At 66.5% G+C, this 20,489-nt stretch carries 22 protein-coding genes; 9 read left to right on the top strand and 13 right to left on the bottom strand.

Translation table 11 applies throughout. The features are described from left to right. Positions 1-12: 12 nt before the first annotated feature. From QGN30_RS15835 to QGN30_RS15795, 9 genes are all read right to left on the bottom strand, one after another. Positions 13-972 (bottom strand): SDR family NAD(P)-dependent oxidoreductase, encoded by a 960-nt coding sequence (locus QGN30_RS15835; RefSeq protein ID WP_038536153.1) that lies wholly within the window; start codon positions 970-972, stop codon positions 13-15. Positions 973-1,183: 211 nt separating this feature from the next. Further along, on the bottom strand, positions 1,184-1,606 hold the full coding sequence (locus QGN30_RS15830; protein WP_008256385.1) for a hypothetical protein: 423 nt from the start codon (positions 1,604-1,606) through the stop codon (positions 1,184-1,186). Continuing rightward, on the bottom strand, positions 1,603-2,652 hold the full coding sequence (locus tag QGN30_RS15825) for an NAD(P)H-dependent amine dehydrogenase family protein (protein WP_014941859.1): 1,050 nt from the start codon (positions 2,650-2,652) through the stop codon (positions 1,603-1,605). Before QGN30_RS15825 ends, QGN30_RS15830 begins: the two co-directional genes overlap by 4 nt. Positions 2,653-2,665: 13 nt before the next feature. Next, entirely contained in the window at positions 2,666-3,097 is a 432-nt protein-coding gene (locus QGN30_RS15820) for a hypothetical protein (protein WP_038536155.1), read from the bottom strand. Between the two features lie 13 nt (positions 3,098-3,110). After that, on the bottom strand, positions 3,111-3,836 hold the full coding sequence (locus QGN30_RS15815; protein ID WP_038536158.1) for a hypothetical protein: 726 nt from the start codon (positions 3,834-3,836) through the stop codon (positions 3,111-3,113). Continuing rightward, positions 3,833-3,961 carry a hypothetical protein gene (locus QGN30_RS15810; protein WP_009956405.1) on the bottom strand — a complete coding sequence of 43 codons (129 nt, stop codon included), beginning with the start codon at positions 3,959-3,961 and terminating at the stop codon, positions 3,833-3,835. The genes QGN30_RS15815 and QGN30_RS15810 overlap by 4 nt, the downstream gene beginning before the upstream one ends. Positions 3,962-3,978: 17 nt before the next feature. Beyond that, positions 3,979-4,773 (bottom strand): CbbQ/NirQ/NorQ/GpvN family protein, encoded by a 795-nt coding sequence (locus QGN30_RS15805; RefSeq protein WP_014384630.1) that lies wholly within the window; start codon positions 4,771-4,773, stop codon positions 3,979-3,981. A 22-nt stretch (positions 4,774-4,795) separates the two neighbouring features. Continuing rightward, positions 4,796-6,325, bottom strand: coding sequence for a nitric oxide reductase activation protein NorD (locus tag QGN30_RS15800; protein ID WP_038536160.1), 1,530 nt, complete (start codon positions 6,323-6,325; stop codon positions 4,796-4,798). Between the two features lie 219 nt (positions 6,326-6,544). Next, on the bottom strand, positions 6,545-7,192 hold the full coding sequence (locus QGN30_RS15795) for a hypothetical protein (protein WP_009956400.1): 648 nt from the start codon (positions 7,190-7,192) through the stop codon (positions 6,545-6,547). 390 nt (positions 7,193-7,582) lie between these two features. Here QGN30_RS15795 and QGN30_RS15790 point away from each other — a divergent pair, with 390 nt between their 5' ends. Continuing rightward, positions 7,583-8,686 carry an NAD(P)H-dependent amine dehydrogenase family protein gene (locus QGN30_RS15790; protein WP_095562689.1) on the top strand — a complete coding sequence of 368 codons (1,104 nt, stop codon included), beginning with the start codon at positions 7,583-7,585 and terminating at the stop codon, positions 8,684-8,686. 7 nt (positions 8,687-8,693) lie between these two features. On the opposite strand, the gene QGN30_RS15785 is transcribed toward QGN30_RS15790, so the two are convergent. Continuing rightward, positions 8,694-9,293: a TetR/AcrR family transcriptional regulator gene (locus tag QGN30_RS15785; protein WP_026071596.1), complete on the bottom strand. Its 600-nt coding sequence runs from the start codon at positions 9,291-9,293 to the stop codon at positions 8,694-8,696. 209 nt (positions 9,294-9,502) lie between these two features. Between QGN30_RS15785 and QGN30_RS15780 the strand changes: the two genes are divergently transcribed. From QGN30_RS15780 to QGN30_RS15765, 4 genes are all read left to right on the top strand, one after another. Further along, complete coding sequence (locus QGN30_RS15780; protein WP_009956396.1) at positions 9,503-10,291, top strand: SDR family NAD(P)-dependent oxidoreductase; 789 nt, start codon at positions 9,503-9,505, stop codon at positions 10,289-10,291. 62 nt (positions 10,292-10,353) lie between these two features. Then, positions 10,354-11,436: an NAD(P)H-dependent amine dehydrogenase family protein gene (locus QGN30_RS15775; protein ID WP_026071597.1), complete on the top strand. Its 1,083-nt coding sequence runs from the start codon at positions 10,354-10,356 to the stop codon at positions 11,434-11,436. A gap of 67 nt (positions 11,437-11,503) precedes the next feature. Then, positions 11,504-12,256 carry a mycofactocin-coupled SDR family oxidoreductase gene (locus QGN30_RS15770; RefSeq protein WP_014382482.1) on the top strand — a complete coding sequence of 251 codons (753 nt, stop codon included), beginning with the start codon at positions 11,504-11,506 and terminating at the stop codon, positions 12,254-12,256. A gap of 111 nt (positions 12,257-12,367) precedes the next feature. Then, positions 12,368-12,988, top strand: coding sequence for a hypothetical protein (locus QGN30_RS15765; protein WP_014382483.1), 621 nt, complete (start codon positions 12,368-12,370; stop codon positions 12,986-12,988). A gap of 12 nt (positions 12,989-13,000) precedes the next feature. Here QGN30_RS15765 and QGN30_RS15760 read toward each other — a convergent pair whose 3' ends face one another. Further along, a complete protein-coding gene (locus QGN30_RS15760; RefSeq protein WP_014384636.1) occupies positions 13,001-13,630 on the bottom strand; it encodes a TetR/AcrR family transcriptional regulator in 630 nt (209 codons plus the stop codon). A 92-nt stretch (positions 13,631-13,722) separates the two neighbouring features. Between QGN30_RS15760 and QGN30_RS15755 the strand changes: the two genes are divergently transcribed. Beyond that, positions 13,723-14,946, top strand: a complete 1,224-nt coding sequence (locus QGN30_RS15755) for a cytochrome P450 (protein ID WP_026071599.1) — start codon at positions 13,723-13,725, stop codon at positions 14,944-14,946. Between the two features lie 74 nt (positions 14,947-15,020). On the opposite strand, the gene QGN30_RS15750 is transcribed toward QGN30_RS15755, so the two are convergent. Next, positions 15,021-15,689: a hypothetical protein gene (locus QGN30_RS15750; RefSeq protein ID WP_198347177.1), complete on the bottom strand. Its 669-nt coding sequence runs from the start codon at positions 15,687-15,689 to the stop codon at positions 15,021-15,023. A 79-nt stretch (positions 15,690-15,768) separates the two neighbouring features. On the opposite strand from QGN30_RS15750, the gene QGN30_RS15745 reads away from it, so the two are divergent. The 3 genes from QGN30_RS15745 to QGN30_RS15735 are packed head-to-tail and all read left to right on the top strand — an operon-like array spanning position 15,769 to position 19,805. After that, complete coding sequence (locus QGN30_RS15745; protein ID WP_038536166.1) at positions 15,769-17,286, top strand: carboxylesterase/lipase family protein; 1,518 nt, start codon at positions 15,769-15,771, stop codon at positions 17,284-17,286. A gap of 18 nt (positions 17,287-17,304) precedes the next feature. Next, complete coding sequence (locus QGN30_RS15740; RefSeq protein ID WP_095562692.1) at positions 17,305-19,308, top strand: DUF7064 domain-containing protein; 2,004 nt, start codon at positions 17,305-17,307, stop codon at positions 19,306-19,308. Continuing rightward, positions 19,305-19,805 (top strand): gluconokinase, encoded by a 501-nt coding sequence (locus QGN30_RS15735; RefSeq protein WP_038536171.1) that lies wholly within the window; start codon positions 19,305-19,307, stop codon positions 19,803-19,805. The genes QGN30_RS15740 and QGN30_RS15735 overlap by 4 nt, the downstream gene beginning before the upstream one ends. A 70-nt stretch (positions 19,806-19,875) precedes the next feature. Here the strand turns inward: QGN30_RS15735 and QGN30_RS15730 are convergent, their stop codons facing one another. Next, positions 19,876-20,487 (bottom strand): TetR/AcrR family transcriptional regulator, encoded by a 612-nt coding sequence (locus tag QGN30_RS15730; RefSeq protein ID WP_095562693.1) that lies wholly within the window; start codon positions 20,485-20,487, stop codon positions 19,876-19,878. Positions 20,488-20,489 lie beyond the last annotated feature (2 nt).

The following is a 20,489-nucleotide window of genomic DNA, read 5'->3' as shown; positions in this document are numbered from 1 at the left end:
CCTTGGCCGAAATCAACTCGGTTGGTAGCGCTTCGGTAGTACCTCGATAGGCGCCGAAATGGCCTCGCCCGGGGCTAACTCACCGGAGTCGGGCAAATCCGGTATCAACCTGGCCGTCGACGTGTCGGTGATCGCCGCGAAGTTGTCCCGCACGTTCTCGATGGTGAGATCGGCGTCGTATATACCCGTCGTCTGACCGAACACCCGGATGCTCACGTTTCCCCCACCCGCCTCGAGGTTGGCTCCGGATACCGGGCAACTCTCGTGAACCAGGAACGCCACCGCGGGTGACACCAGGCCGGTCGGAAAGTGATCCTCCATCAGTCTGGTGAAGGCGGACGGGTTGTTGAAATGGCGCACGGCGGTGGTGTCGGCGGCAGGCCCCAACGCATTGACCTTGATGCCCAGCGGTGCCCCTTCGACGGCGAGACCGCGTGTCAGCCCGAAGATTCCGCCCTTTGCCGCACCGTAGATGGAAAGATTTTCCAGTCCGAACATCGCCCCGGAGGTGGTGTTCACAATTCGGCCGTAACCGGCATCGCGCATGTGGGGCCACGCCGCCCGGCACATCCACACGGTCCCCATCAGGTGCACGTCGATGACATTGCGAATGTCGGCGTCGGAGATCTCGTCGAAGTGCGCCATGAAGCAGACACCGGCATTGTTCACCAGGATGTCAACGCGGCCCCACACGTCCATCGCGGTCTGGACGACCCGGCGCGCGCCGTCCTCGTCGGCGACGCTGTGCAGGTCGGCAACCGCCTCACCACCGGCCGCGCAGATCTCGTCGGCCACCTGTTCCGCATTGGCCCGCAGGATGTTTCGGCCGTCGGGCCCGACGCCGAGGTCGTTGACCACGACCTTGGCCCCTCGCTGGGCGAGCAGCTTGGCGTGCGAGCGCCCCAGGCTTGGCTCCTGGCCGCCGGCCCCGGTGACGATCGCGACCCGCCCGTCGAACCGGAGCTCGGTCATGACCTCTCCGTGGCGAGTATCCGCAGCGGCAATAGCGGCAGGGTGCACGTCGGGGACGGCCACGTGTTCCAGGGTCCCGGTGGCAGCTTGGAATGGGGTATCCGCCTTGACCACTCGGTCACGACGCCGCGGCCGAGAGCCAGGGGCGGCTCGTCCGAGGCGAGCTCGCAAACTCCGTTCGGCTCACGATGTTGGGCCATGCCGTCTCCAATCACGGAATGTTGGTCGCCAGGAATGTCAGTGGCAGTCCCAGGATCGACACGTCGTTTTCGTCGAGAAAGGTGCCCTCGCCCTCCATGCGTTGCCGGAAACGCGTTGTCGCACCGTAGCGCTCGGCGACGGCGTCGGCCCTGGAAGCTTCCGGGACCCCGATGACCACGGTGAACACGCCGTCGCCGTGGCGCTCGAGGAACTCGGTCACCGAAACGGCGACCTCCCCGGTCGATCCCGGGATCGGGCTGATCAGCTCGATGCCCCGATTCCAGTCGAGGTGAATGTCCAGACCGAGCTCGGCCAGCTGCAGCGGCTCGAAGACGAACCCCAGATCGCTGAACATCTGGGTCACGGCCGCATGTCGTTCCGGTGCCACGGCGAACACGACGTGATGGAGCGAGGGTTCTTGTGTTGTCGTCATGTCGTCAGGACTCCGCGGGGAAGTAGCAGGGGGAGGTCGTTGTAGGTGACGATGCCGGGAGGTGCGGCGACGACGGCGGGTATCGCGGTGATCGCCGGCACGGCGGTGATAGTGAGCCCCAACATGATGTAGTCGTCCAAGGTGGTGCCCTCGAAGTCCGGCGGTGGCAGGAAGCTCAGCGTGGTCTTGATCGTCGGTCGGCCCTGCACCTCGACGGTGTAGCCCATGTCCAGCGGCCAATCCGGTTCCAGCGCTTGCCCCTTCCGCCATTGCCCGCCGATTTCGATGACCTCTCGGCCGGCAACAATCCCTTTCCAGCGAACGTGGATGCCCGCCACGCAGCCCGTCGCGATGGTCCAGTCCCCGGGCAGGTGCAGATCCTCGGTGGTCTGGGCGTACTCGGCTTCACAACGGACCTCGTCGAGTTCGACGCCGAGGGCGTCGGCGAGCAGCAACACGCCGTCGCGGAAGATGCCGGATCCTTTCTCGGTGACAGCCGGCAGGTCCGGACGGTCGATGGGATAGCCGAAGCCCATAGGGATTTCGGTCGCCGGCGAGTTGTAGATCGTGGTATCAAAGGACTCCAGCACCGACACCTTGTCCACCCGCTCCGAGAGTCCCGCCGACACGATGGTGAACAGTTGGACGAAGCCTGGGTTGATGCCGGTGCCGAAGATGCTCGATCCGCCCGCCTCGCAGGCCTGGGCGATGCGCTCGCGTCCCGCGCCGAGAAAGTGGCCGGTGATGAACTCGGCGGTGCCCACCACATTGATGCCGGCCTTGAGGATGCGGACCAGCTCGTCGACGTCGGCGAACATCGGGTTGTAGACCACGCAGTCCGGCTTGAGCGCTAGCAGCGCCTCGATGTCGTTGGTGGCCTTGATATTCAGTGGCTCGATCCCGCACAGCTCGCCGACGTCGCGCCCTGCCTTCTCCGGCGAGAAGGCATAGCATCCGACCAGCTCCAGCGTCGCGTTCGCGGCGATCGCCCGGACCGAGCTCTTGCCGACGTTACCGGTCGTCCATTGGACGACCCGATAGGTCACCGGGCCGGCCCCGTCATGGGTGCGTCGCCGCGTGCGCTTGGCGGGCGAGTCGTTCGTCGTGGATCTTGACGAGTTCGCGGAACCCCAGCCGGTGGTACTTCGGTATCGGTTGGATGCCCCAGACGTCCTGCGCGGTGGCTTTGCCCTCGGCGCCCTCCGGGGGCCCGAACGGCGGGTAGGGGTACTTACACTCCAAGGTGTCGTTGGAGTACCGGATCTTAAGCAGCTCACTGCAGATTTGGGTGAGGCTCAGCGTCGGGTACCCGTAGTAGACCGCCATGAACGGCAGCGTGAAGGCACCCTCGATCACGAGCGCTACCAGGCACACCAACACGGCGCGCTTGATCCAGGTGTGCATGCGCGCGTAGTACGGCGTCGTCCCGGGCTCGAGATCGGCGGCCGGGTCCTTGTCTTCGGTGGGGGACGGTACGGACGGACTAGTCATGGCACTGCTCCTTTTAGTCGGAGAAGATTTCGCGATTGACGGTGTGCAGGTACGGGATCGCGAGGAACGGGGTGATGTAGAAGATGTCGTAGAGCCACCAGCCGATGACCGGGAACACGACACCGGCGTAGCGCACGTCGGCGAACATGGTCATGTTGAAGACGTAGGCCGACCAGATCACCACGCCCATCCAGCAGGTGACGACCATCCACTGATGGCCCCAGCGCTTCATCTGTAAAAACCCGATGGCCGCCGCCACCCGCATCGAGAATACGGTGAGGATCAGGCCTGCCACATAGGCCTTTTCGCCCGGACCCGCCGCGCCGCCGATCCACAACTCGTTGTAATGCCAGAAGTAGCCGGCGTCGAACATGTTGCCCCACCCGACCATCAGCACCCTGTTGATCAATGTGTGGTTGGCGACCAGGTCAAGTGCCCAACCCAGACTGTTGAGCATCCCGTCGATCAGGACGAGATAGCCGATGAGGGTCACGATCATGGGCCGCACCGACAGCCCGGCGCGCAGGGCCTGGCGCTGCAGCCATACCCCGCGCATGAAGATGGGAAATCCGATCAGGCCCGGTGCCCACATGCCCATCATTGCGGCGCCGACGATCATCCACTTGTCGGCGTGGCGCTGGGCCTGGCGTGATTCGTCGTGGTGATCCTCGAGGCTGCGCGACCCGTCGGCACGTTCCGGCGCGTCTCCCGAATTCCGTTTCAGCAGCGGCACATTCACAGATCCCACCAGCCCCGCGCGAACGACATGTAAAGCTGGACTCCGAACATCGCGAGCAGATAGCCGTAGATGAAGATCTGGAAGATGATGAGCGCCCTTTTGCGCTTCGCCTCCTGTCGGTCCATGCCGGTTGCTCCTTTCCCTAGGGCGAACTGTTCGAGGTGGCCAGGCTGGCTGCCGCGACTTCACGCAGACCGTCGGTGACCGCGCCATCGGTGCTCAGCGGCGCGAGTATGCACGCGTCGGCGGCGTCCAATTCGGTTGCGCCGGCCGCGATCAGCTGGGCGGCGGTGACCAGCACCCTGGTCGACGGCGGCTCGAAGTGGAAGGCTTCGTCGGCCGTGCGGATCGCGACCGCGCACCCGACCAGCCGCTGGGCGGTGGCCAACGGGATTCCGGATTCGGCGACGATCACGTCGGCCTCGCGGTCGGGCGGCAGATAGTGCATCGCCAGCGTGACGAACCGTTGGCGGAACGAGGGTTTGAGCTCCTTGAGTGAGCTGCGATAGGCCGGGTTGTACGAACACACCAGCATGAACTCTTCGGGGGCTTTCACCACCTCGCCGGCGCGGTCCAGGTACAACGATCGTCGGTGATCGGTGAGCGAGTGCAGGATCGCCAAGGAGTCGTGGCGGGCCTCGACGACTTCGTCGAGGTAGCAGATCGCGCCGGCTTTGACGGCCCGGGTGAGCGGGCCGTCGGTCCAGACGACGTCGCCGCCGGTCACCATGAAGCGGCCGACGAGGTCGGAGCTGGTGAGGTCGTCGTGGCAACTGATCGTGACTACCGGTCGCTGCAGCAGCGAGCCCATGTGTTCGACGAACCGGGTTTTGCCGCACCCGGTCGGGCCGGTCAGCATCACCGGCAGGCGCCGCTGAAAGGCCTGTTCGAACAGCTGAACTTCGTTGCCGTTGGCGAAATATGTGTCGGTGGTCATCTCTTCCTCAATCGGTCGGCATTCACGCTGCGACCAGTTCGCGATGGACATGGGCCAATACCCGGGGTAATTCCTCGATGCGCCGGATCCGTTGCGAACGGCGCGGCCCGAACACCTCCGGGAGGGGGTCGACCCGGGTCGGCCCGACGCCCACGTAATACATCGACACCCCGGCCTCGTTGGCCTCCTCGACGGCGTGCGCGGCATCGGCCCAGGCGTAACGGCCCTCGTAGCCTTCATCGGAGATCAGCCCGTCCCCGATGATGATCAGCAGGCGCCGCTCGGAGGCCTGGGCCAGCAGGCGGCTGGTCAAATGGCGCAGCGGCGCACCGAGTCTGGTGTAGCCGCGGGTGGACAGGCCCAGCCCGCTCGGCGGCACGAACCGGCGGTCTTCGAAGTCCTTCAGGCACCGCACCTCGACCCGGTGCCGGGTGTTGCCGGTGAACACGAAAACGCCATGGCGTTCGCGCGCCAGCGTCATGGCACGCGAAAGCGCGTCGGCACAGGCCAATTCGAGCTGGAACACCCGGCCCCCGTGCACCCCCAGCGACGAGCTGCCGTCGAGCAGCAATGCGGTGGTGACGTCGCGGCTGCTGGGCAGCAGGTCGCGAAACACCCGCGGCTCTTTGGCCTCGCCCGTCGTCAGGTCGATGTAGTGGCTGACGTATTGGTCGACGTCGAGGTCGGAGCCGTCTTCGAGTCGGCTGGTCATTGCACGGTGGGTGTGTTCTTCGAACCACTTGCGGACGTCGACGGCCACCGGCACCGGACGGCGCAGGCGCCGGCCGTCGGCGTGCTCGACGACAGCGACGTGGTCGTGCATGAATCGCTGTGTCCACATGTTCCACTCGGGATAGGGAATCCCGGGCCGGTGTTGGGGTGTGACGTCGAGATCGTTGTCCTGCGGCCGGCTCGGCGGCGGCAGGTTCGGGTTGCGGACGCCCCCGTCACCGCCGACCGGAACCGAGTATGGCCGCGGAAGACGCTTCTGCGTCGTGGTCCACGGCATCCTCCCGAAGCTGCGTCGCAACTTATCGGTCAATCCCTGCGGCGCCGTGTAGGCCAGCGGCAAAGCGCCCAGCAGCGGTGGGACCGCCAACTCCCGGCCGGTGGCCGCCAATCCGATTGCCCTGTCGAGCATCTGGGTGCCGTCCATGTCCGCGGCTTCGGGGTGGACGTCGGGGAGCAGCCGTTGGACCTCGGGAAGCAGGCCGGGCCAGCGCGACGCGATCCAGCCGAGCGCGACGCCGCCTTCGACGAGCGTGAGCGCGCGCAGTTCGCGCGCGGAGAGCTCGTTCAGCCGAAATTCGGTGACGCGTTCCTTCGATGGTGAGCATTGCAGGGCCACGCCGCAGGTCAGGGTTCTGCGTGTCCAGTCGGAGGGGGCGGGGTAGGGGACGTGGACGAATGTGAGCCCCGCGTTCAACCCGAAGCCCCGCCGCTCGCCGGTGACGAGCCGCACGCCTTCTCGGCGTTGCTCGCTCAGCGCGACCGCTGTCACCGCGCAACTGCGTTCCAGCGCCATCGCATGGCCGTCGGAATGCTCAGTCATCGGCCCAATCCCGCGCACCGCGAACCCCGGCTCAGAACGTGCCGATGTTGGAGAACAGCCAATACCAGAACCAGATGATCAGTCCGGTGCCGCCCCACGCGGCGACATAGCGAAGGATCTCCCACAGATAGCCCACGATGTGACCTCCTCGGTGCCGTGGTCAGTTGATGCGTGCTGAGATGTCGAGAACTCTCGTGAACCGAAGGCGCGTCGGGCATTTCAGTCGGAGAAGAGTTCGCGGTTGACGGTGTGCAGATAGGGGATGGCCAAAAACGGGGTGATGTAGAAGATGTCGTAGAGCCACCAGCCGACGACCGGGAGCACGACGCCGGCGAAGCGCACGTCGGCGAACATCGTCATGTTGAACACGTAGGTGATCCAAATGACCACGCCCATCCAGCAGGTGATGACCATCCACTGGTGGCCCCACCGCTTCATCTGCAGAAACCCGATGGCGGCGGCGATCCGCATGGTGAAGACGGTCAGGATCAGCCCGACCTCCAGGGCTTTCTCGCCGGGCCCCGCCGCGCCGCCGACCCACAGCTCGTTGTAGTGCCAGAAGTAGCCGGCGTCGAACATGTTGCCCCACCCGTTGAGCAGCACGCGCGCGAGGATGGTGTGGTTCGCCACCAGATCAAGCGCCCACCCTACGGTGTTGATGGCGGCGTCGATGATGACGAGATAGCCGAGCAGGGTGACCAGCATCGGCCGGACCGAGAGGCCGTCGCGTTGCGCCCGGCGCAGCAGCCGCACCCCCCAGAGGAACAGCGGCAGCCCGAAAACACCCAGGGCTGCCGTGCCGATCAGGAGGCTGCCGGAGATAAGCCATTTGTCCGCCCGCTGCTGCGCGAGCCGTGAGCGTTCCATGTGCTCGTCGATGGCCAGACCCGGCGATGGGGCAGAGCCGGGCGAGCGCGTGGCTGCACCTATCCCGGCGTCGCGCTGATGCAGCTTCGGCAAATTCACGAACCCTCCCCGCCATCGACACTGATTGGACCGGCGAGTGCACTATAACAGGCTGACTACAGTCAGCAGAAGACGCGCACCGGGTCGGCGACGAACCGGCAGCGAGATTCGCCCCAATTCCCGCAGTTCGTGCGTGCCACAGGGCTAATGCGGAGTTCACGCCGCCTGTCCACGCCCCACCAGCGGAGCGACAGTACTGACGAAAGTCAGCTGGTATTCGTTGACACGCCCGTTGCCAGACGCCTACGCTCAGCGAGCGCTCAGGCATTCTGGCCATGCAAAGGAGTAGCGATGACGCTCAAGTCGCCGGCCGAGAAGAAATATCGTGTAATCCAATGGGGCGTCGGCAATGTCGGAACGATCGCGCTGCGTCATTTTGTGCACAACCCTGCCTACGAACTGGTCGGCGTCCTGTGCAATCGACCGGAGAAAGTCGGCAAGGACGCCGGTGAGCTCTGCGGCAAACCGCCGACCGGCGTGCGGGCGACCACCGACAAGGATGCCATCGAGGCACTCGACGCCGATTGCGTGTTCTATGCGCCGCTATGGTCCGACCCCGACGAGGTGTGCCGCCTGCTGCGCGGCGGCAAGAATGTCGTCGCATCGGGTGGGGCGTGGTGGTATCGGACCGAGCACAGTCAGGCGGACATCGACAAGATCGATGCCGCGTGCCACGAGGGCGGCACGTCGTTTCATGCGGGTGGTGTCAACCCCGGGTTCGCCGGAGACCTGCTCGTCCTGACGCTGGCCCGAATCATCAGTCAGATCGACACAATTCACATCTACGAGGTGGTGAATTTCGGGCGCGACACCCTGAAGTACCTGTTCGAGATGGGGATGGGCAGCGACCCGGCCGGGTTCGAAGATGGCCCGAATCTGCTGGGACAGGCATGGCCGTTGTTCGCCCAGTCGATGGCCATGGTCGTCGAGGGACTGGGCAAAACAGTCGAGCGATACACGACCGAGGTGGAGCTCGGGACTGCCACCCGCGACATCCCCTTCGAGGGAGGGGAGAGCAGCGACATGCCGGGCTTCAAGGGCGTGATCAAAAAGGGGACTGTCGCTCGCCAGCACCACAAGTGGACGGCGTGGGTGGACGGCAGACCCCTCATCGTCTTTCACGAGATCTACACGATGGACACCTTCGACGCCATTGAACCGCAGGAGGATTGGCCCCAGCACTACCACTACCGCATTGTGATCGAGGGCGATTCCTCCACCGAGCTGATCCTGCAGGGCGCGCAGGACCCCAACGGCGGATACGCGCTGCCCGGATACACCTGGACCGCGATGGGCCCCGCGAACGCCATTCCCGCGGTCTGCGACGCTCCGCCGGGGTTCATGTCCCACAAGGAACTCGGCCTGATGCCGCTGCGCGGCGTCATACGCCCCTAGCGGCGGGTCAGGGCTTCAAACTTCGCAACGTCCTCGCGACGTAGTCTTCCAGCAGCGCATGGCCGGTCGGCCAGTGGTTGGTGGTGATCAACAGGGCGTAGAGACCCAGCAAGAAGAACACCGCACTGTTCATGGGATTGACGTGCGGATCCGTCTCACCGCGTTCCTGCGCAAGCGCGATTTCCTGGGCGACCAAGACGATCAACGGGTGATCGCGGCCGTCCTCGGTCTGCGGACGGGTCTGCGAGAAATGCAGCGCGAGAAAGTCATTGAAGAGCCGATCGCCCAGCCGGCGTTCCAACCCGGCCACGAGGCGGACCGCCTCGCCCAACGCGGAAGCGAGATCGTGCTTGGACTTCAGGAATTGGGCGAACTGCTTGGCTATGCGGTCCTCTTCGCGGCGCTCGAGCTCCAGCAGCACATGCTCCTTGGTGGGGAAGTGGAAGAAGAACGTCCCGTGCGCCACGCCCGCGGCGGCCACGATGGCACTGACGTCCGCCTCGGCCATGCCGGCCCGGGCGAACTCCGCGATCGCGGCCCCCATCAAACGCTCCCTCGTCTGCAGACGCTTTGCTTCTCGGGTCGACAGCCGATCCGTCACAGCCATGTGTTTCCTCACAGTTGACCCGACTCATGCGAGAGTTGCGGGGCTCAACGGCTCATTATGCCGTGTTCGCGCCAAAAACGCTTGCATAACTTGATTATTCTCAGGCACTCAACGGTACTGCGGACGCCGATCACGCGAATTCGTTGACTTTAGTCAGCCCAGTTCATAGATTGAACGGCGCACCCCACGCGCGATCGAAGGAGCTCGGCATGGCGTTGGAACAGTTCCAGCTTGATGGGCAGGTCGCGATCGTGACGGGCGCCGGGAAAGGCGTCGGGGCGGGCATTGCCCGGGTGTTGGGGGAGGCCGGCGCCACGGTTGTCGGGACCGCGCGTACCGAGGCGGATATCGTTGGCACGATTGAGGGCATCGAGGCCTCGGGCGGCAAGGGGCTGGCGCTCGTCGCGGACGCGATGAGCCGCCCGGACGGCGAGCGCGTCGTGAACACGGCCATGGAACGCTTCGGGCGCATCGACATTCTCGTCAACAACGTCGGCGGCTCCACCTATGCGCGCTTTCTGGACATCACCGACGAAGACTTCCGGCACACCTTCGACTGGTGCGTGACATCAGCGTTCATCATGAGCCAGCTCGTCGCCCCGCACATGATCAGCGCGGGACGCGGGTCCATCGTCAACATCTCGTCCGGTTCCGCCCGGTTCGGTATCCGCGCGTTGACGGCCTACTGCGTCGCGAAGGGCGGCCTCGAGGCGCTCACCCGCGCGATGGCACAGGAACTCGCGCCGAAGATCCGCGTCAACGCCATTGCGTTGGGATCGTTCGCCACCGACGGCCTGCGGGGCAGCCTGGACTTGATGCCCGGATCGCTGGAGAAAATGCAGGAGGCCACCCCGCTGCATCGGCTCGGTGACGTCGAGGATCTCGGGCGGCTGACGGTGTACCTGTGCACGCGCGACTGCTACGCGACGAACGCGATCTTCCACGTCGACGGCGGCATCGACTCGAACAACTCGCCGCTTCCAATCCCCGATTACTGACCTGGACCGCGACGCAACGCGCCATGATGGGTCATCGCCCACGGTCGGAAGGATGAGGGTAAGTGCGCAGAGTCATACAGTTTTCCACCGGGAATGTGGGCCGGCACTCGTTGCGGGCCATCATCGGCCGACCGGATCTGGAACTGGTCGGCGTGCACGCCGCCAGCGCCGACAAGATCGGCAAGGACGCGGCGCAGCTCTGCGGGCTGGACGAGCCGACCGGCATCATCGCCACCGACGATATCGACGCACTGCTCAATCTTGGCGCCGATTGCGTCGTCTACACGTCTCAGGGTGAGACGCGACCCATGGAAGCCATCGAACAGATGGCCAAGTTCCTCGCGGCGGGCATCAACGTCGTTGGCACATCGATGGTCTGGCTGGTGACACCCCGCCATGCCGACGATTGGTTGCGCGAGCCGTTGGAGCGCGCGTGCGCGGCAGGCAACGCCTCGCTCTACGTCAACGGCATCGACCCCGGCTTCTCCGGCGATACGCTGGTGCATTCGGCGGCCAGCCTGACCACGCGGATCTCGTCGATCACCGTGCAGGAGATCTTCGACTACGGAAACTACGACGATGCCGAGTTCACCGGTGCGGCAATGGGGTTCGGAACCACGCCCGACGACGACTCGCCGATGATGTTCTTGCCCGGGGTGATCGTGGCGATGTGGGGCGGTCAGGTCCGCAGTCTGGCCGACCATCTCGGGATCACGCTCGACGACGTGCGCCAGCGCTGCGAGCCGTGGTACACGCCCGAACGCATCGAATGCACGATGATGACCGTCCAGCCGGGGCAGATGGCCGCGGTCCGATTCGCCACCGAGGGCGTGCGCGACCGCAAGCCGGTCATCACCCTCGAGCACGTCACCAGGCTCACCCCGGCCGCCGCGCCCGACTGGGAATTCCCGCCCGATGGCCACACCGGTGTGCACCGCGTCGTCGTGGAGGGCGAGCCGCGGGTGGAGATCAACACCCATGTATCCCACCCCCTTTACGATTCCACCGATGCCGGCTGCATCTCGACCGCCGGCCGGGCGGTCAACGCGATCGACTGGGTGTGCCGCGCGCCCCAAGGGCTGATCGGGGTCGAGGACATCCCATTGTCAGCGACGATGCGCGGATTGATGTGGAACGAGCACTGAACTGACCACCCCGGCTCCAGGACGCGTTGCCGGTAAACGCATTCTGATCACCGGCGCCGCCCGCGGCATGGGGCGCGGCCATGCGCTGCGGCTTGCGCAGGAGGGCGCGGACCTCATCCTCGTCGACATCTGCCAATCCATGCCGCAGATTGAATATCCGTTGGCCACCGAGGATGACCTCACCGAAACAGTAAGGCTGGTACGGGATTTCGGTCGCCGATGCGTGAGTCGCGTTGTCGATGTCCGCGACGAGGCGCAACTGTGTTCCGCGGTCGACGAGGGAGTCGGCGAGCTGGGCGGCCTGGACGGCGCGGTCGCCAACGCCGGCGTGCTCACGGTGGCGCCGTGGGACAAGACCACTGCCGAACAGTGGCGCACGGTGGTCGACGTGAACCTGATCGGCGTCTGGAACACCTGTGCGGCCGCGATACCGCACCTGCTCGAGCAAGGTGGAGGCAGCCTGGTCAACATCAGCTCCGCCGGCGCCATCAAGGGATTCCCGCTGCAGACGCCCTACACGGCGGCCAAGCACGGCGTCGTCGGCTTGACGCTGGCCTTGGCCAACGAGCTGGCGGCGCAGAACGTGCGTGTCAACGCCGTGCTTCCCACGGGCGTGCCCACCGGGATGGTTCCGCCGTCGTTCGGGCCTCTCCTGGGAGAGCAGCGTTCCGATCTCATTCCCATCTTCGTCAATGCGATGCCCACGCCGGCTGTCGAGCCCGCCGACGTCAGCAGCGCAGTGCTGTTCCTGCTTTCCGACGAGTCCAGATACGTGACCGGGCTGGAGTTCAAGGTCGACGCGGGCGTCACCATCAACTGAAGCGAAACCCGTCCGATGGTGATTTGCCCGCCGGCCCACATAGTTTGCGTGTTCACGCTGCGGGTGGCCCGGGTACGGGTTACAAATAGCTGACCTCACAAAGGAGGGCTCATGACAAAGATCCGGACGTCCGCGGTCGGCCTGGCCGCCGCCGCGATGCTGCTCAGCGCCGCGATCGCCGGCTGCGGCGACGACAAGAACTCGACTGCGCCATCGGGTCCGGCCGCGTCGTCGAGCGCGGCCGTCTCGTCGAGCGCCCCCTCTTCACCCGGGGCGCCGGCGAACTACAGCTCCTTGCTCATCCAGGCCGCCGACGTCGGCCCGCACGCCACCGCTGACGGGCCGCCCAGCCAGAATCCGGGCGGCATCGTCGGCGTGGGGCAGGTCTTCAAGAACCCCGACGGCAAGCGCACCATCATCGACACGATCGCGGTCTTTCCCGACGCGGCGACGGCCGACAAGACGGCCGCGAACATGCGCGACGTCGTCGGCAAGAAGGTCAGCGGCGAGCAGCAGCCCATCGACGTCGGCACCAACGGATTCATGGTGATCGGGCAGAGCACCGACCCGGCCAATCCGATGGAGATCTCTGAGGCGGTATTCGTCGAGGGCAGGGCCATGGTCGATATGGAATTCGACTGTGTCATAGGCAATCCCACGCCAGCCGACATCCTGCTCGATCTCGCGCGCAAACAGGACGCCGCGGTCAAGGCGGGTCTGCCGGCTAGCTGAGCGGCCGTTCCTTCACAGCGGCCAGCCGTCCGGCTGCAGTGTGTAGCGCAGTTCGGCCGCCGGGGGCAATGGCCGCCGCTCATCAACCGATATGGCATCGACGACCAGGGCGACGTAGCGTCGCCAGCCGTCGCTGTCGGAATCCATCGTCGAGAGCACGCTGAAGAGCATGGCGATCAGCCGAGGCAGGTCGTCGCTGACCAGGTCGGCGCGAATCCTGCCGAGACGCTGGCCCTCGCGGGCAAGCTCGGCGAGCGCGGCATTGAGCGACATGGAGATGTCGGACGTGAGGGACCCGGCCCGGCGGGCGGCGGCCAGCAGGCTGTGTTCGCGCGCGCCGAGCGAGATCGCCGCTTCGATCAATTGGGTCAGGCCGCGCAGAGGATCCTTCGCGCGGCGGGCGGCGTCGATCACCGGCGTGAGATCCTCGGCGATGCTCTGTTCCAGCGCCGCCAGGACGAGATCCGCCTTGGTGGGAAACCTGCGGTAGAGGGTTCGTTCGCCGACGCCGGCCCGGCGGGCGACCGCCTCCACCGGGGCGTCCGGGCCCAACTCGCCGTAGACCTCGCGCGCCGCGCGCAGTATGCGCTCGACGTTGCGCGCCGCGTCCGCCCGCAACGGCCGGTCCTCCACCGCGGTCATCGTGACAGCGTAACCGACAGTTGACTACCGCCAACGGTCCCTTTACGCTCTACAACTGGCAGGTAACTGACATTTAATGGGAAACGCGGCTTATGTCAATATCTTTCGAGGCGTCCGACTCCTGCTCGGACGCGGAGCTTCCGGCACTGCCCGTGCCGCGTCCCGCCCACTGTCCGCTCGCGACGCCGGTAGAGTTCGCGAGCTGGCGGGAAGAGCCCGGGCTACGACAGGCGATGTTCCACGGAAATCCGGTCTGGGTGGTGAGCCGCTACTCCGACATCAGGGCGGCGCTGGTCGATCCGCGGCTGTCCGCGAAGACCATTCCGGACTCCATCATGCCCACCAACGCCGACAACGAGGTCCCGGTGATGTTTGCGCGCACCGACGATCCCGAGCATCACCGGATCCGGCGGATGATGACCGGCAACTTCACCTTCAGGCGTTGCGAATCGATGCGGCCGCAGATCCAGGAGATGGTCGACCATTTTCTTGACGAGATGATCGCGGTGGGGCCGCCTGCCGATCTGGTGCGTGAATTCGCCTTGCCGGTGCCATCATTGGTGATTGCGCTGCTGCTGGGCGTGCCGCCCGAAGATCTCGAGCTTTTCCAGCGCAACACCACTGCCGGGCTCGACCAGAAGACGTCCGAGGCGGAAAAGGGACAGGCCTTCGGGGCGATGTACGCCTACATCCAGGAGTTGGTGCAACGCAAGGAGCGCGAACCCGGCGACGATCTGATCAGCCGCATGATCACCGAGTACGTCGCGACGGGTCAACTCGACCACGCGACCGCGGCGATGAACAGTGTGATCATGATGCAGGCGGGTCACGAGACCACCGCCAATATGATCTCACTGGGAACGGTTGCGCTGCTGCAACATCCGAGCGCCTTCGAGCGGCTCGGCCAGACCGACGATCCCGCCCTCATCGCGAACGTCGTCGAAGAGCTGATGCGCTATCTGAGCATCGTGCACAGCCAGGTCGACCGCGTGGCGACCGAAGATCTGGTGATCGGTGGCCAGTTGATCCGGGCGGGGGAGTTCGTGATGATGAACCTGCCCGCCGGAAACTGGGACACCGAATTCGTCGACGACCCAGAGAGTTTCGACATCCATCGAAACACGCGCGGACACTTGGGTTTCGGGTACGGCGTGCACCAGTGCATCGGGGCCAACCTGGCCCGCGTGGAAATGCAGGTCGCGTTCGCCACCCTCGCGCGACGGCTGCCCGGGCTGAAGCTGGCCGTTCCGCCGGAGGAGTTGCGGTTCAAAGAGGCCGACATTTACGGCATGAAAGAGCTTCCGGTCACCTGGTGAACCGCCGAACGTGGAGTTGTTGGTGTCGAATGCCGCGATTTCACGCAACAACTCGACGTTGGGCAGCGAAATCCTCAGCAGCTGAACGCCGCGCCGACCCCGTCGGGCGGCGGCACCGACTTCAGGCAGCCGAAGGGCTGAATGCCGGCGGGCGCAAAACGCGCCGCCGACTGATGCGCGTAGTTCACGCAATACAGGCCGGCTTGGTCGGCGCGGCACCGATAGTCGCCGAACGACAGCGAGTCCCCATTCGCCAGCTCCGGTCCGTTGCCGTTGACGAAGGGGCCGGGGTCGGCCCGCGCGGCTCCCACCTGCAGGTGCACCCCGTCAAAGGTGACCCAACCGCCCTGCCATTCGCCATAGGCGGTCGCGGGGGCCGGCGCCGGAGTGGCCAGGTTCACCAGGCAATTCAGCGCGCCGTCGGTGTGCGCGGCATCCGTCATGCAGGAGACTTTGCCGCCCACCGCCGCCAGGGCGATGTCGCTGCCCAGGGGTGTGGCCACACCGTCGCGGGCCGCCGTGTGGTAGCGGCCAGGATCGGCGGGGTGGGCCGCCTCTATCCACGCGATGACGTCGGAGACCGCGGCGCCGGCGGCCGGCGCGGCGGATGCTCCTGGCGTCCTGCTTCCGGACGGGCCAACGGAGGTCTGAGTGGAACTCGGCGTCGGCTCGGAATGGTTGCCCGTGGTGTGTGAGCAGCCGGCGACCAGTACCGACGCGGCGATCATCGCAGCTATCCGCATCCAGTCAGGCTAACCGCCGCGCCGGGCAATAAGGCGCTGCGCGCGCGTTAACGCCGTCATGTCGGTTACCGTCGGGTTTATGCATCACCGGACTGTCCGCGCACACACGGCCACCGGCACCGTCGAGGGCTTCACCAGGGACGGGGTTAATCGGTGGCGGTCGATCCCGTATGCCCGTCCACCGGTGGGAAACCTGCGCTTCCGGGCGCCGCAGCCGGCGGCACCGTGGTCGGGAGTGCGGCACTGCCACGGCTTCGCCAATTGCGCACCCCAGCAGCGCCGTTACACCCTGCTCGGCCTGTCCGGGCTGGGCGGCCGCTATCAGCCGATGAGCGAGGACTGCCTCACCCTCAACGTCGTAGCGCCCGAGGGTGCCATGGAGGGACCGCTGCCGGTGATGGTCTTCATCCACGGCGGCGGGTACTTCCTGGGCAGCTCGGCGACACCGCTCTACGACGGCGCGGCCCTGGCACGCCGGGGATGCGTGTACGTGTCGGTGAACTACCGGCTGGGCGCGCTGGGATGTGTGGACTTCTCGTCGCTGTCGACGCCCGACATCACCATTGACAGCAACCTGTATCTGCGCGATCTGGTGCTGGCGTTGCAGTGGGTGCGCGACAACATCGCCGGATTCGGCGGTGACCCGGACAATGTGACGATCTTCGGCGAGAGCGCCGGCGCGTGCATCACCGCCTCCCTGCTGGCCGTGCCGTCCGCCAAAGGCCTGTTCGCCCGGGCCATTTCGGAGAGTCCCGCATCGGGCCTGACGCGATCCAAAGAGGTTGCCGCCGAGTTCGCGAACCGCTTCGCCGGCCTGCTGGGCGTGCGCAAGCAGGACGCCGCCGACGCTCTGATGCGGGCGTCGGCCGCCCAACTGGTGAAAACCCAGCACGCATTGATCGACGAGGGCATGCAGAACAGGCTGGGCGCCTTCCCGATTGGCCCGGTCGTCGGGGACGACGTGCTGCCGATGGATCCCGTTGAGGCGATGCGGCGCGGTGACGCGCACCCGGTACCGCTGATCGTCGGCACCAACGCCGAAGAGGGCCGGCTGTTCACCCGGTTCCTGGCGATGTTGCCGACCAACGAATCGATGGTCGAAGAGCTGCTGGCCGAGGCGGACCCCGCTATCCGCGAACGCATTACCGCCGCGTACCCGGACTACCCCGGGCGGGCGGCGTGCATCCAGCTCGGCGGCGACTTCGCGTTCGGATCGGCGGCCTGGCAGATCGCCGAGGCCCACAGCGCGCACGCGCCGACCTACCTCTACCGGTACGACTACGCCCCGCGCACGTTGCGCTGGTCGGGTTTCGGCGCCACCCATGCCACCGAGTTGTTGGCCGTCTTCGACGTCTACCGCACCAGATTCGGCGCCCTGCTGACCGCGGCGGCCGACCGGCGCGCCGCGTTGCGGGTCAGCAACCAGGTGCAACGGCGGTGGCGCGCCTTCAGCCGCACCGGCGTCCCGGGCGAGGATTGGCCCCGCTACAACGCCACCGACCGCGCCGTGATGGTCTTCGACCGCAAATCGCGGGTCGAGTTCGATCCACACCCGCACCGCCGGATGGCCTGGGACGGCTTCTCACTCGCGCACTGACCTGGCACGCTAACCCTCATGCACGCCGAGACCGAGCAAGTCATCGAAACCCCGAGTAACCTCACCGCCTCCTGGTTGGCCGCGGTGATCGGCACCGGACCCATCGCCGACTTCTCGGTCGAGCGCATCGGCACCGGGCAGATGAGCGAGTGCTACCGCATCCGGCTCAACTACGCGCAGGCCGACGGCGGGCCCGCGTCGGTGGTGCTCAAGGTCGCCGCCACCGACCCGGTGAGCCGGCAGACCGGGCTGGCTCTGGGACTCTACGAGCGGGAGGTCCGCTTCTACGGCGACATCGCGCCGCGGCTGGGCGGGCCCATCGCGCCCTGCTATCACGCGGCGGTCGACACCTCCACGGGCGTGTTCGACCTGCTGCTGGGCGACGCGGGCCCGGCCGTGGTCGGCGATGAAATCGCCGGCGCCACAATCGAACAGGCCCGCCTCGGCGCCGTCGAGCTGGGACGGCTGCACGGCCCGCTGCTCGGCGATGTCTCGCTGGCCGAAGCGCCGTGGCTCAACCGCGAGGCGCCGCTGAACCAGGCGATGATCACGCCGCTGTACGCGGGGTTCGTCGACCGTTACGGCGACCAGATCGCACCGGAGCACCGCGTGGTGTGCGAGCGTCTGGTTGCCGCGTTCGACGCCTACCTCGACCAGGAGGCCCAGGCGTCCGGGATACAGGGCCTGGTGCACGGCGACTACCGGTTGGACAACATGCTGTTCGGTACCTCGGGCGCCGACCGCGCGCTGACGGTGGTCGACTGGCAGACGGTGTCGTGGGGACCGGCACTGACCGACCTGTCCTATTTCCTCGGGTGCGCGCTGCCCACCGAGGACCGCCGCGAGCACTACGACGCGCTGCTGCGGGCATACCACGAGGCGCTGGGACCCGACGCGCCCCTGACCCTGGCCGACGTCGCCGACGGCGTGCGCCGGCAGAGCTTTTTCGGCGTGATGATGGCGATCGTCTCCTCGATGCTGGTGGAGCGCACCGACCGTGGTGACCAGATGTTCATGACGATGCTGCGCCGGCACTGCGATCACGTCCTTGACACGGACGCGCTGGCGACGCTGCCGGCGGCGGTGGCATCCGAGCCGTTGCAACCGGTGCCGGAGGATGAGCTCGCCCACGATCCGACCGCCGAACCGCTGTGGAGCGAGAGCTGGTACGCCGACTTCGCCGACACCGCACAGGGATTGGGCGGCTGGTTCCGCCTCGGCCTGGTGGCCAACGAGCGAACCGCATGGGTGCACGTGCTGCTGTGCGGCCCCGGCATGCCAACCGTCGCGGTCGACGCGCAGGTCCCGCTGCCGGCGGACCCGTGGACGGTGCGCACCGACGAGTTCGAGCTCGGGCATTCCGCCGGTACGCCGTTGCAGAGCTACCGCGTCGATGTGCGGGCGAGGGCTCAGGCTTACCCCGACCCGGCTGCGCTGTTGCGTGGGGAATCCGGCACGCCCGTCGCGATGTCCATGAACCTGGTGTGGGACACCGACGGCACCCCATACCAGTACGGGCTCACGACGCGATATGAGATTCCGTGCACCGTCTCGGGCACCGTCACGATCGGCGACACCAGCTACCGCCTCGACGCGGTGCCCGGCCAGCGCGATCACTCCTGGGGTGTGCGCGATTGGTGGAGCATGGATTGGCTCTGGAGCGCACTGCACCTGAACGACGGCACCCATCTGCACGGCGTCAACATCCGCATCCCGGGTGCACCGGCGTTCAGCATCGGCTACACCCAGCGCGCCGACGGCCGGGTCACCGAGCTGCAGACCGTCGACTCACGAGAGTCCTTCGACGACAACGGGTTACCGCTGGAGGCGACGCTGACGCTCAACCCGGGGGAGATCACCGCCAACGTGGACGTCCGCGGCCAGGCGCCGGTCCGGCTTGTCGCCGCCGACGGGCGGGTCAGCCAGTTTCCCCGCGTCTGGGCCACGATCACCACCGCCGACGGGCGCAGCGGCGTCGGTTGGCTGGAATGGAACCGCAACCTCGGTGAACAATCCGGGTGAGCCGATCGGCCCCTGTCGTGGTGATGGGCGTATCCGGATCGGGCAAGTCGACGGTCGGGGCGGCGCTCGCGCGACGCACGCGGGTCCCGTTCGTTGACGCCGACACGCTGCACCCGGCCGCCAACATCGCGAAAATGGCGGCCGGCGAACCGCTCGACGACGACGACCGCTATCCCTGGCTGGACAAGGTCGGCGAATGGCTGGCGGCTCACCGCGACGGCGGTGTGGTGAGCTGTTCGGCGCTGAAAAAGAAGTACCGCGACCGGCTGCGGGCGCACTGCCCGGGCGTCGAGTTCCTGCATCTGTCCGGTTCGGCGGAACTGATCGCCGGCCGGCTGGCGGCCCGGGCCGACCACTTCATGCCGGCCGCGCTGCTGCGCTCGCAACTGGACACGCTGGAGGCCCTCGGCCCGGACGAGGCGGGCATGACCGTCGACGCCGGCCAAGACGTCGAGGCGATCATCGACGCCGTCTTGAGGTCACGGCGGGACCCCTGACGACGCGGCCGATCGAAATGCCTACCGGTGAAAGCGATTCGCGTCGACGCGCGGCGACATTCCGCCGCCGCTAGTGGCCGGCGCCCCCGGCGTCCTGGGGCAGTTCGGTCAATGTCTCGAATGCCTCCGTGAACAGGGCGGCGATGTCGCGGTCGCTGGCGGTGGCGATCGGCTCCTTGTGCAGGAGGACGCGCAAGACGCCAATGCCCAGAAGCAGGGCGGCGACCATGTCGGCGCGGAGTCGAGGTTCGTCGGCCCGCATCCGGCGGGAGAGGTTGCGGGTCAAGCCGTTTTCGAGCTGGGCGTTGAGGCGTCCGACGACGTCGGGGTCCCCGCTGGAGCGCAGGAGCGCGAACAGCGGGGCGTCGCTGTCTTGCCGGGCTTGTAGCACTCGTTCGATCAGGGTCTGGCCCACCGCGCTGTCGGTGGCCCGGCGGATGGCTTCGACGTTGCCGGAAATGTTCGTGGCTTCGTCGAATAGCTGTTGCTTGGAACCGAAGTAGCGCCTGATGAGCATCACGTCGACGCCGGCTTGGGCCGCGATCGCACGCAGCGAGGTGGCCCGATAACCGTGTCGCAAGAACTGTTCGCGCGCCGCCGTCAGCAGGCGCGCTTTTGTGGCGGCGGCATCGCGCCGCGGCGGGCTCGCGTCCGGGCCGACGCCGGTCGACGTGCGCTTCATCG

The sequence above is a fragment of the Mycobacterium sp. 3-98 genome, from assembly GCF_035918355.1.
GTDB classification, from domain to species: domain Bacteria; phylum Actinomycetota; class Actinomycetes; order Mycobacteriales; family Mycobacteriaceae; genus Mycobacterium; species Mycobacterium intracellulare.
This window is presented reverse-complemented; position numbering and strand designations above follow the sequence as displayed.

Coding starts and splice junctions, on each gene's coding strand:
- QGN30_RS15835 (WP_038536153.1), bottom strand. CDS start 972: ATGACCGAGCTCCGGTTCGACGGGCGGGTCGCGATCGTCACCGGGGCC.
- QGN30_RS15830 (WP_008256385.1), bottom strand. CDS start 1,606: ATGACGACAACACAAGAACCCTCGCTCCATCACGTCGTGTTCGCCGTG.
- QGN30_RS15820 (WP_038536155.1), bottom strand. CDS start 3,097: ATGACTAGTCCGTCCGTACCGTCCCCCACCGAAGACAAGGACCCGGCC.
- QGN30_RS15810 (WP_009956405.1), bottom strand. CDS start 3,961: ATGGACCGACAGGAGGCGAAGCGCAAAAGGGCGCTCATCATCTTCCAG.
- QGN30_RS15805 (WP_014384630.1), bottom strand. CDS start 4,773: ATGACCACCGACACATATTTCGCCAACGGCAACGAAGTTCAGCTGTTC.
- QGN30_RS15800 (WP_038536160.1), bottom strand. CDS start 6,325: ATGACTGAGCATTCCGACGGCCATGCGATGGCGCTGGAACGCAGTTGC.
- QGN30_RS15795 (WP_009956400.1), bottom strand. CDS start 7,192: ATGGAACGCTCACGGCTCGCGCAGCAGCGGGCGGACAAATGGCTTATC.
- QGN30_RS15790 (WP_095562689.1), top strand. CDS start 7,583: ATGACGCTCAAGTCGCCGGCCGAGAAGAAATATCGTGTAATCCAATGG.
- QGN30_RS15785 (WP_026071596.1), bottom strand. CDS start 9,293: ATGGCTGTGACGGATCGGCTGTCGACCCGAGAAGCAAAGCGTCTGCAG.
- QGN30_RS15780 (WP_009956396.1), top strand. CDS start 9,503: ATGGCGTTGGAACAGTTCCAGCTTGATGGGCAGGTCGCGATCGTGACG.
- QGN30_RS15770 (WP_014382482.1), top strand. CDS start 11,504: ATGGGGCGCGGCCATGCGCTGCGGCTTGCGCAGGAGGGCGCGGACCTC.
- QGN30_RS15765 (WP_014382483.1), top strand. CDS start 12,368: ATGACAAAGATCCGGACGTCCGCGGTCGGCCTGGCCGCCGCCGCGATG.
- QGN30_RS15760 (WP_014384636.1), bottom strand. CDS start 13,630: ATGACCGCGGTGGAGGACCGGCCGTTGCGGGCGGACGCGGCGCGCAAC.
- QGN30_RS15755 (WP_026071599.1), top strand. CDS start 13,723: ATGTCAATATCTTTCGAGGCGTCCGACTCCTGCTCGGACGCGGAGCTT.
- QGN30_RS15750 (WP_198347177.1), bottom strand. CDS start 15,689: ATGCGGATAGCTGCGATGATCGCCGCGTCGGTACTGGTCGCCGGCTGC.
- QGN30_RS15745 (WP_038536166.1), top strand. CDS start 15,769: ATGCATCACCGGACTGTCCGCGCACACACGGCCACCGGCACCGTCGAG.
- QGN30_RS15740 (WP_095562692.1), top strand. CDS start 17,305: ATGCACGCCGAGACCGAGCAAGTCATCGAAACCCCGAGTAACCTCACC.
- QGN30_RS15730 (WP_095562693.1), bottom strand. CDS start 20,487: ATGAAGCGCACGTCGACCGGCGTCGGCCCGGACGCGAGCCCGCCGCGG.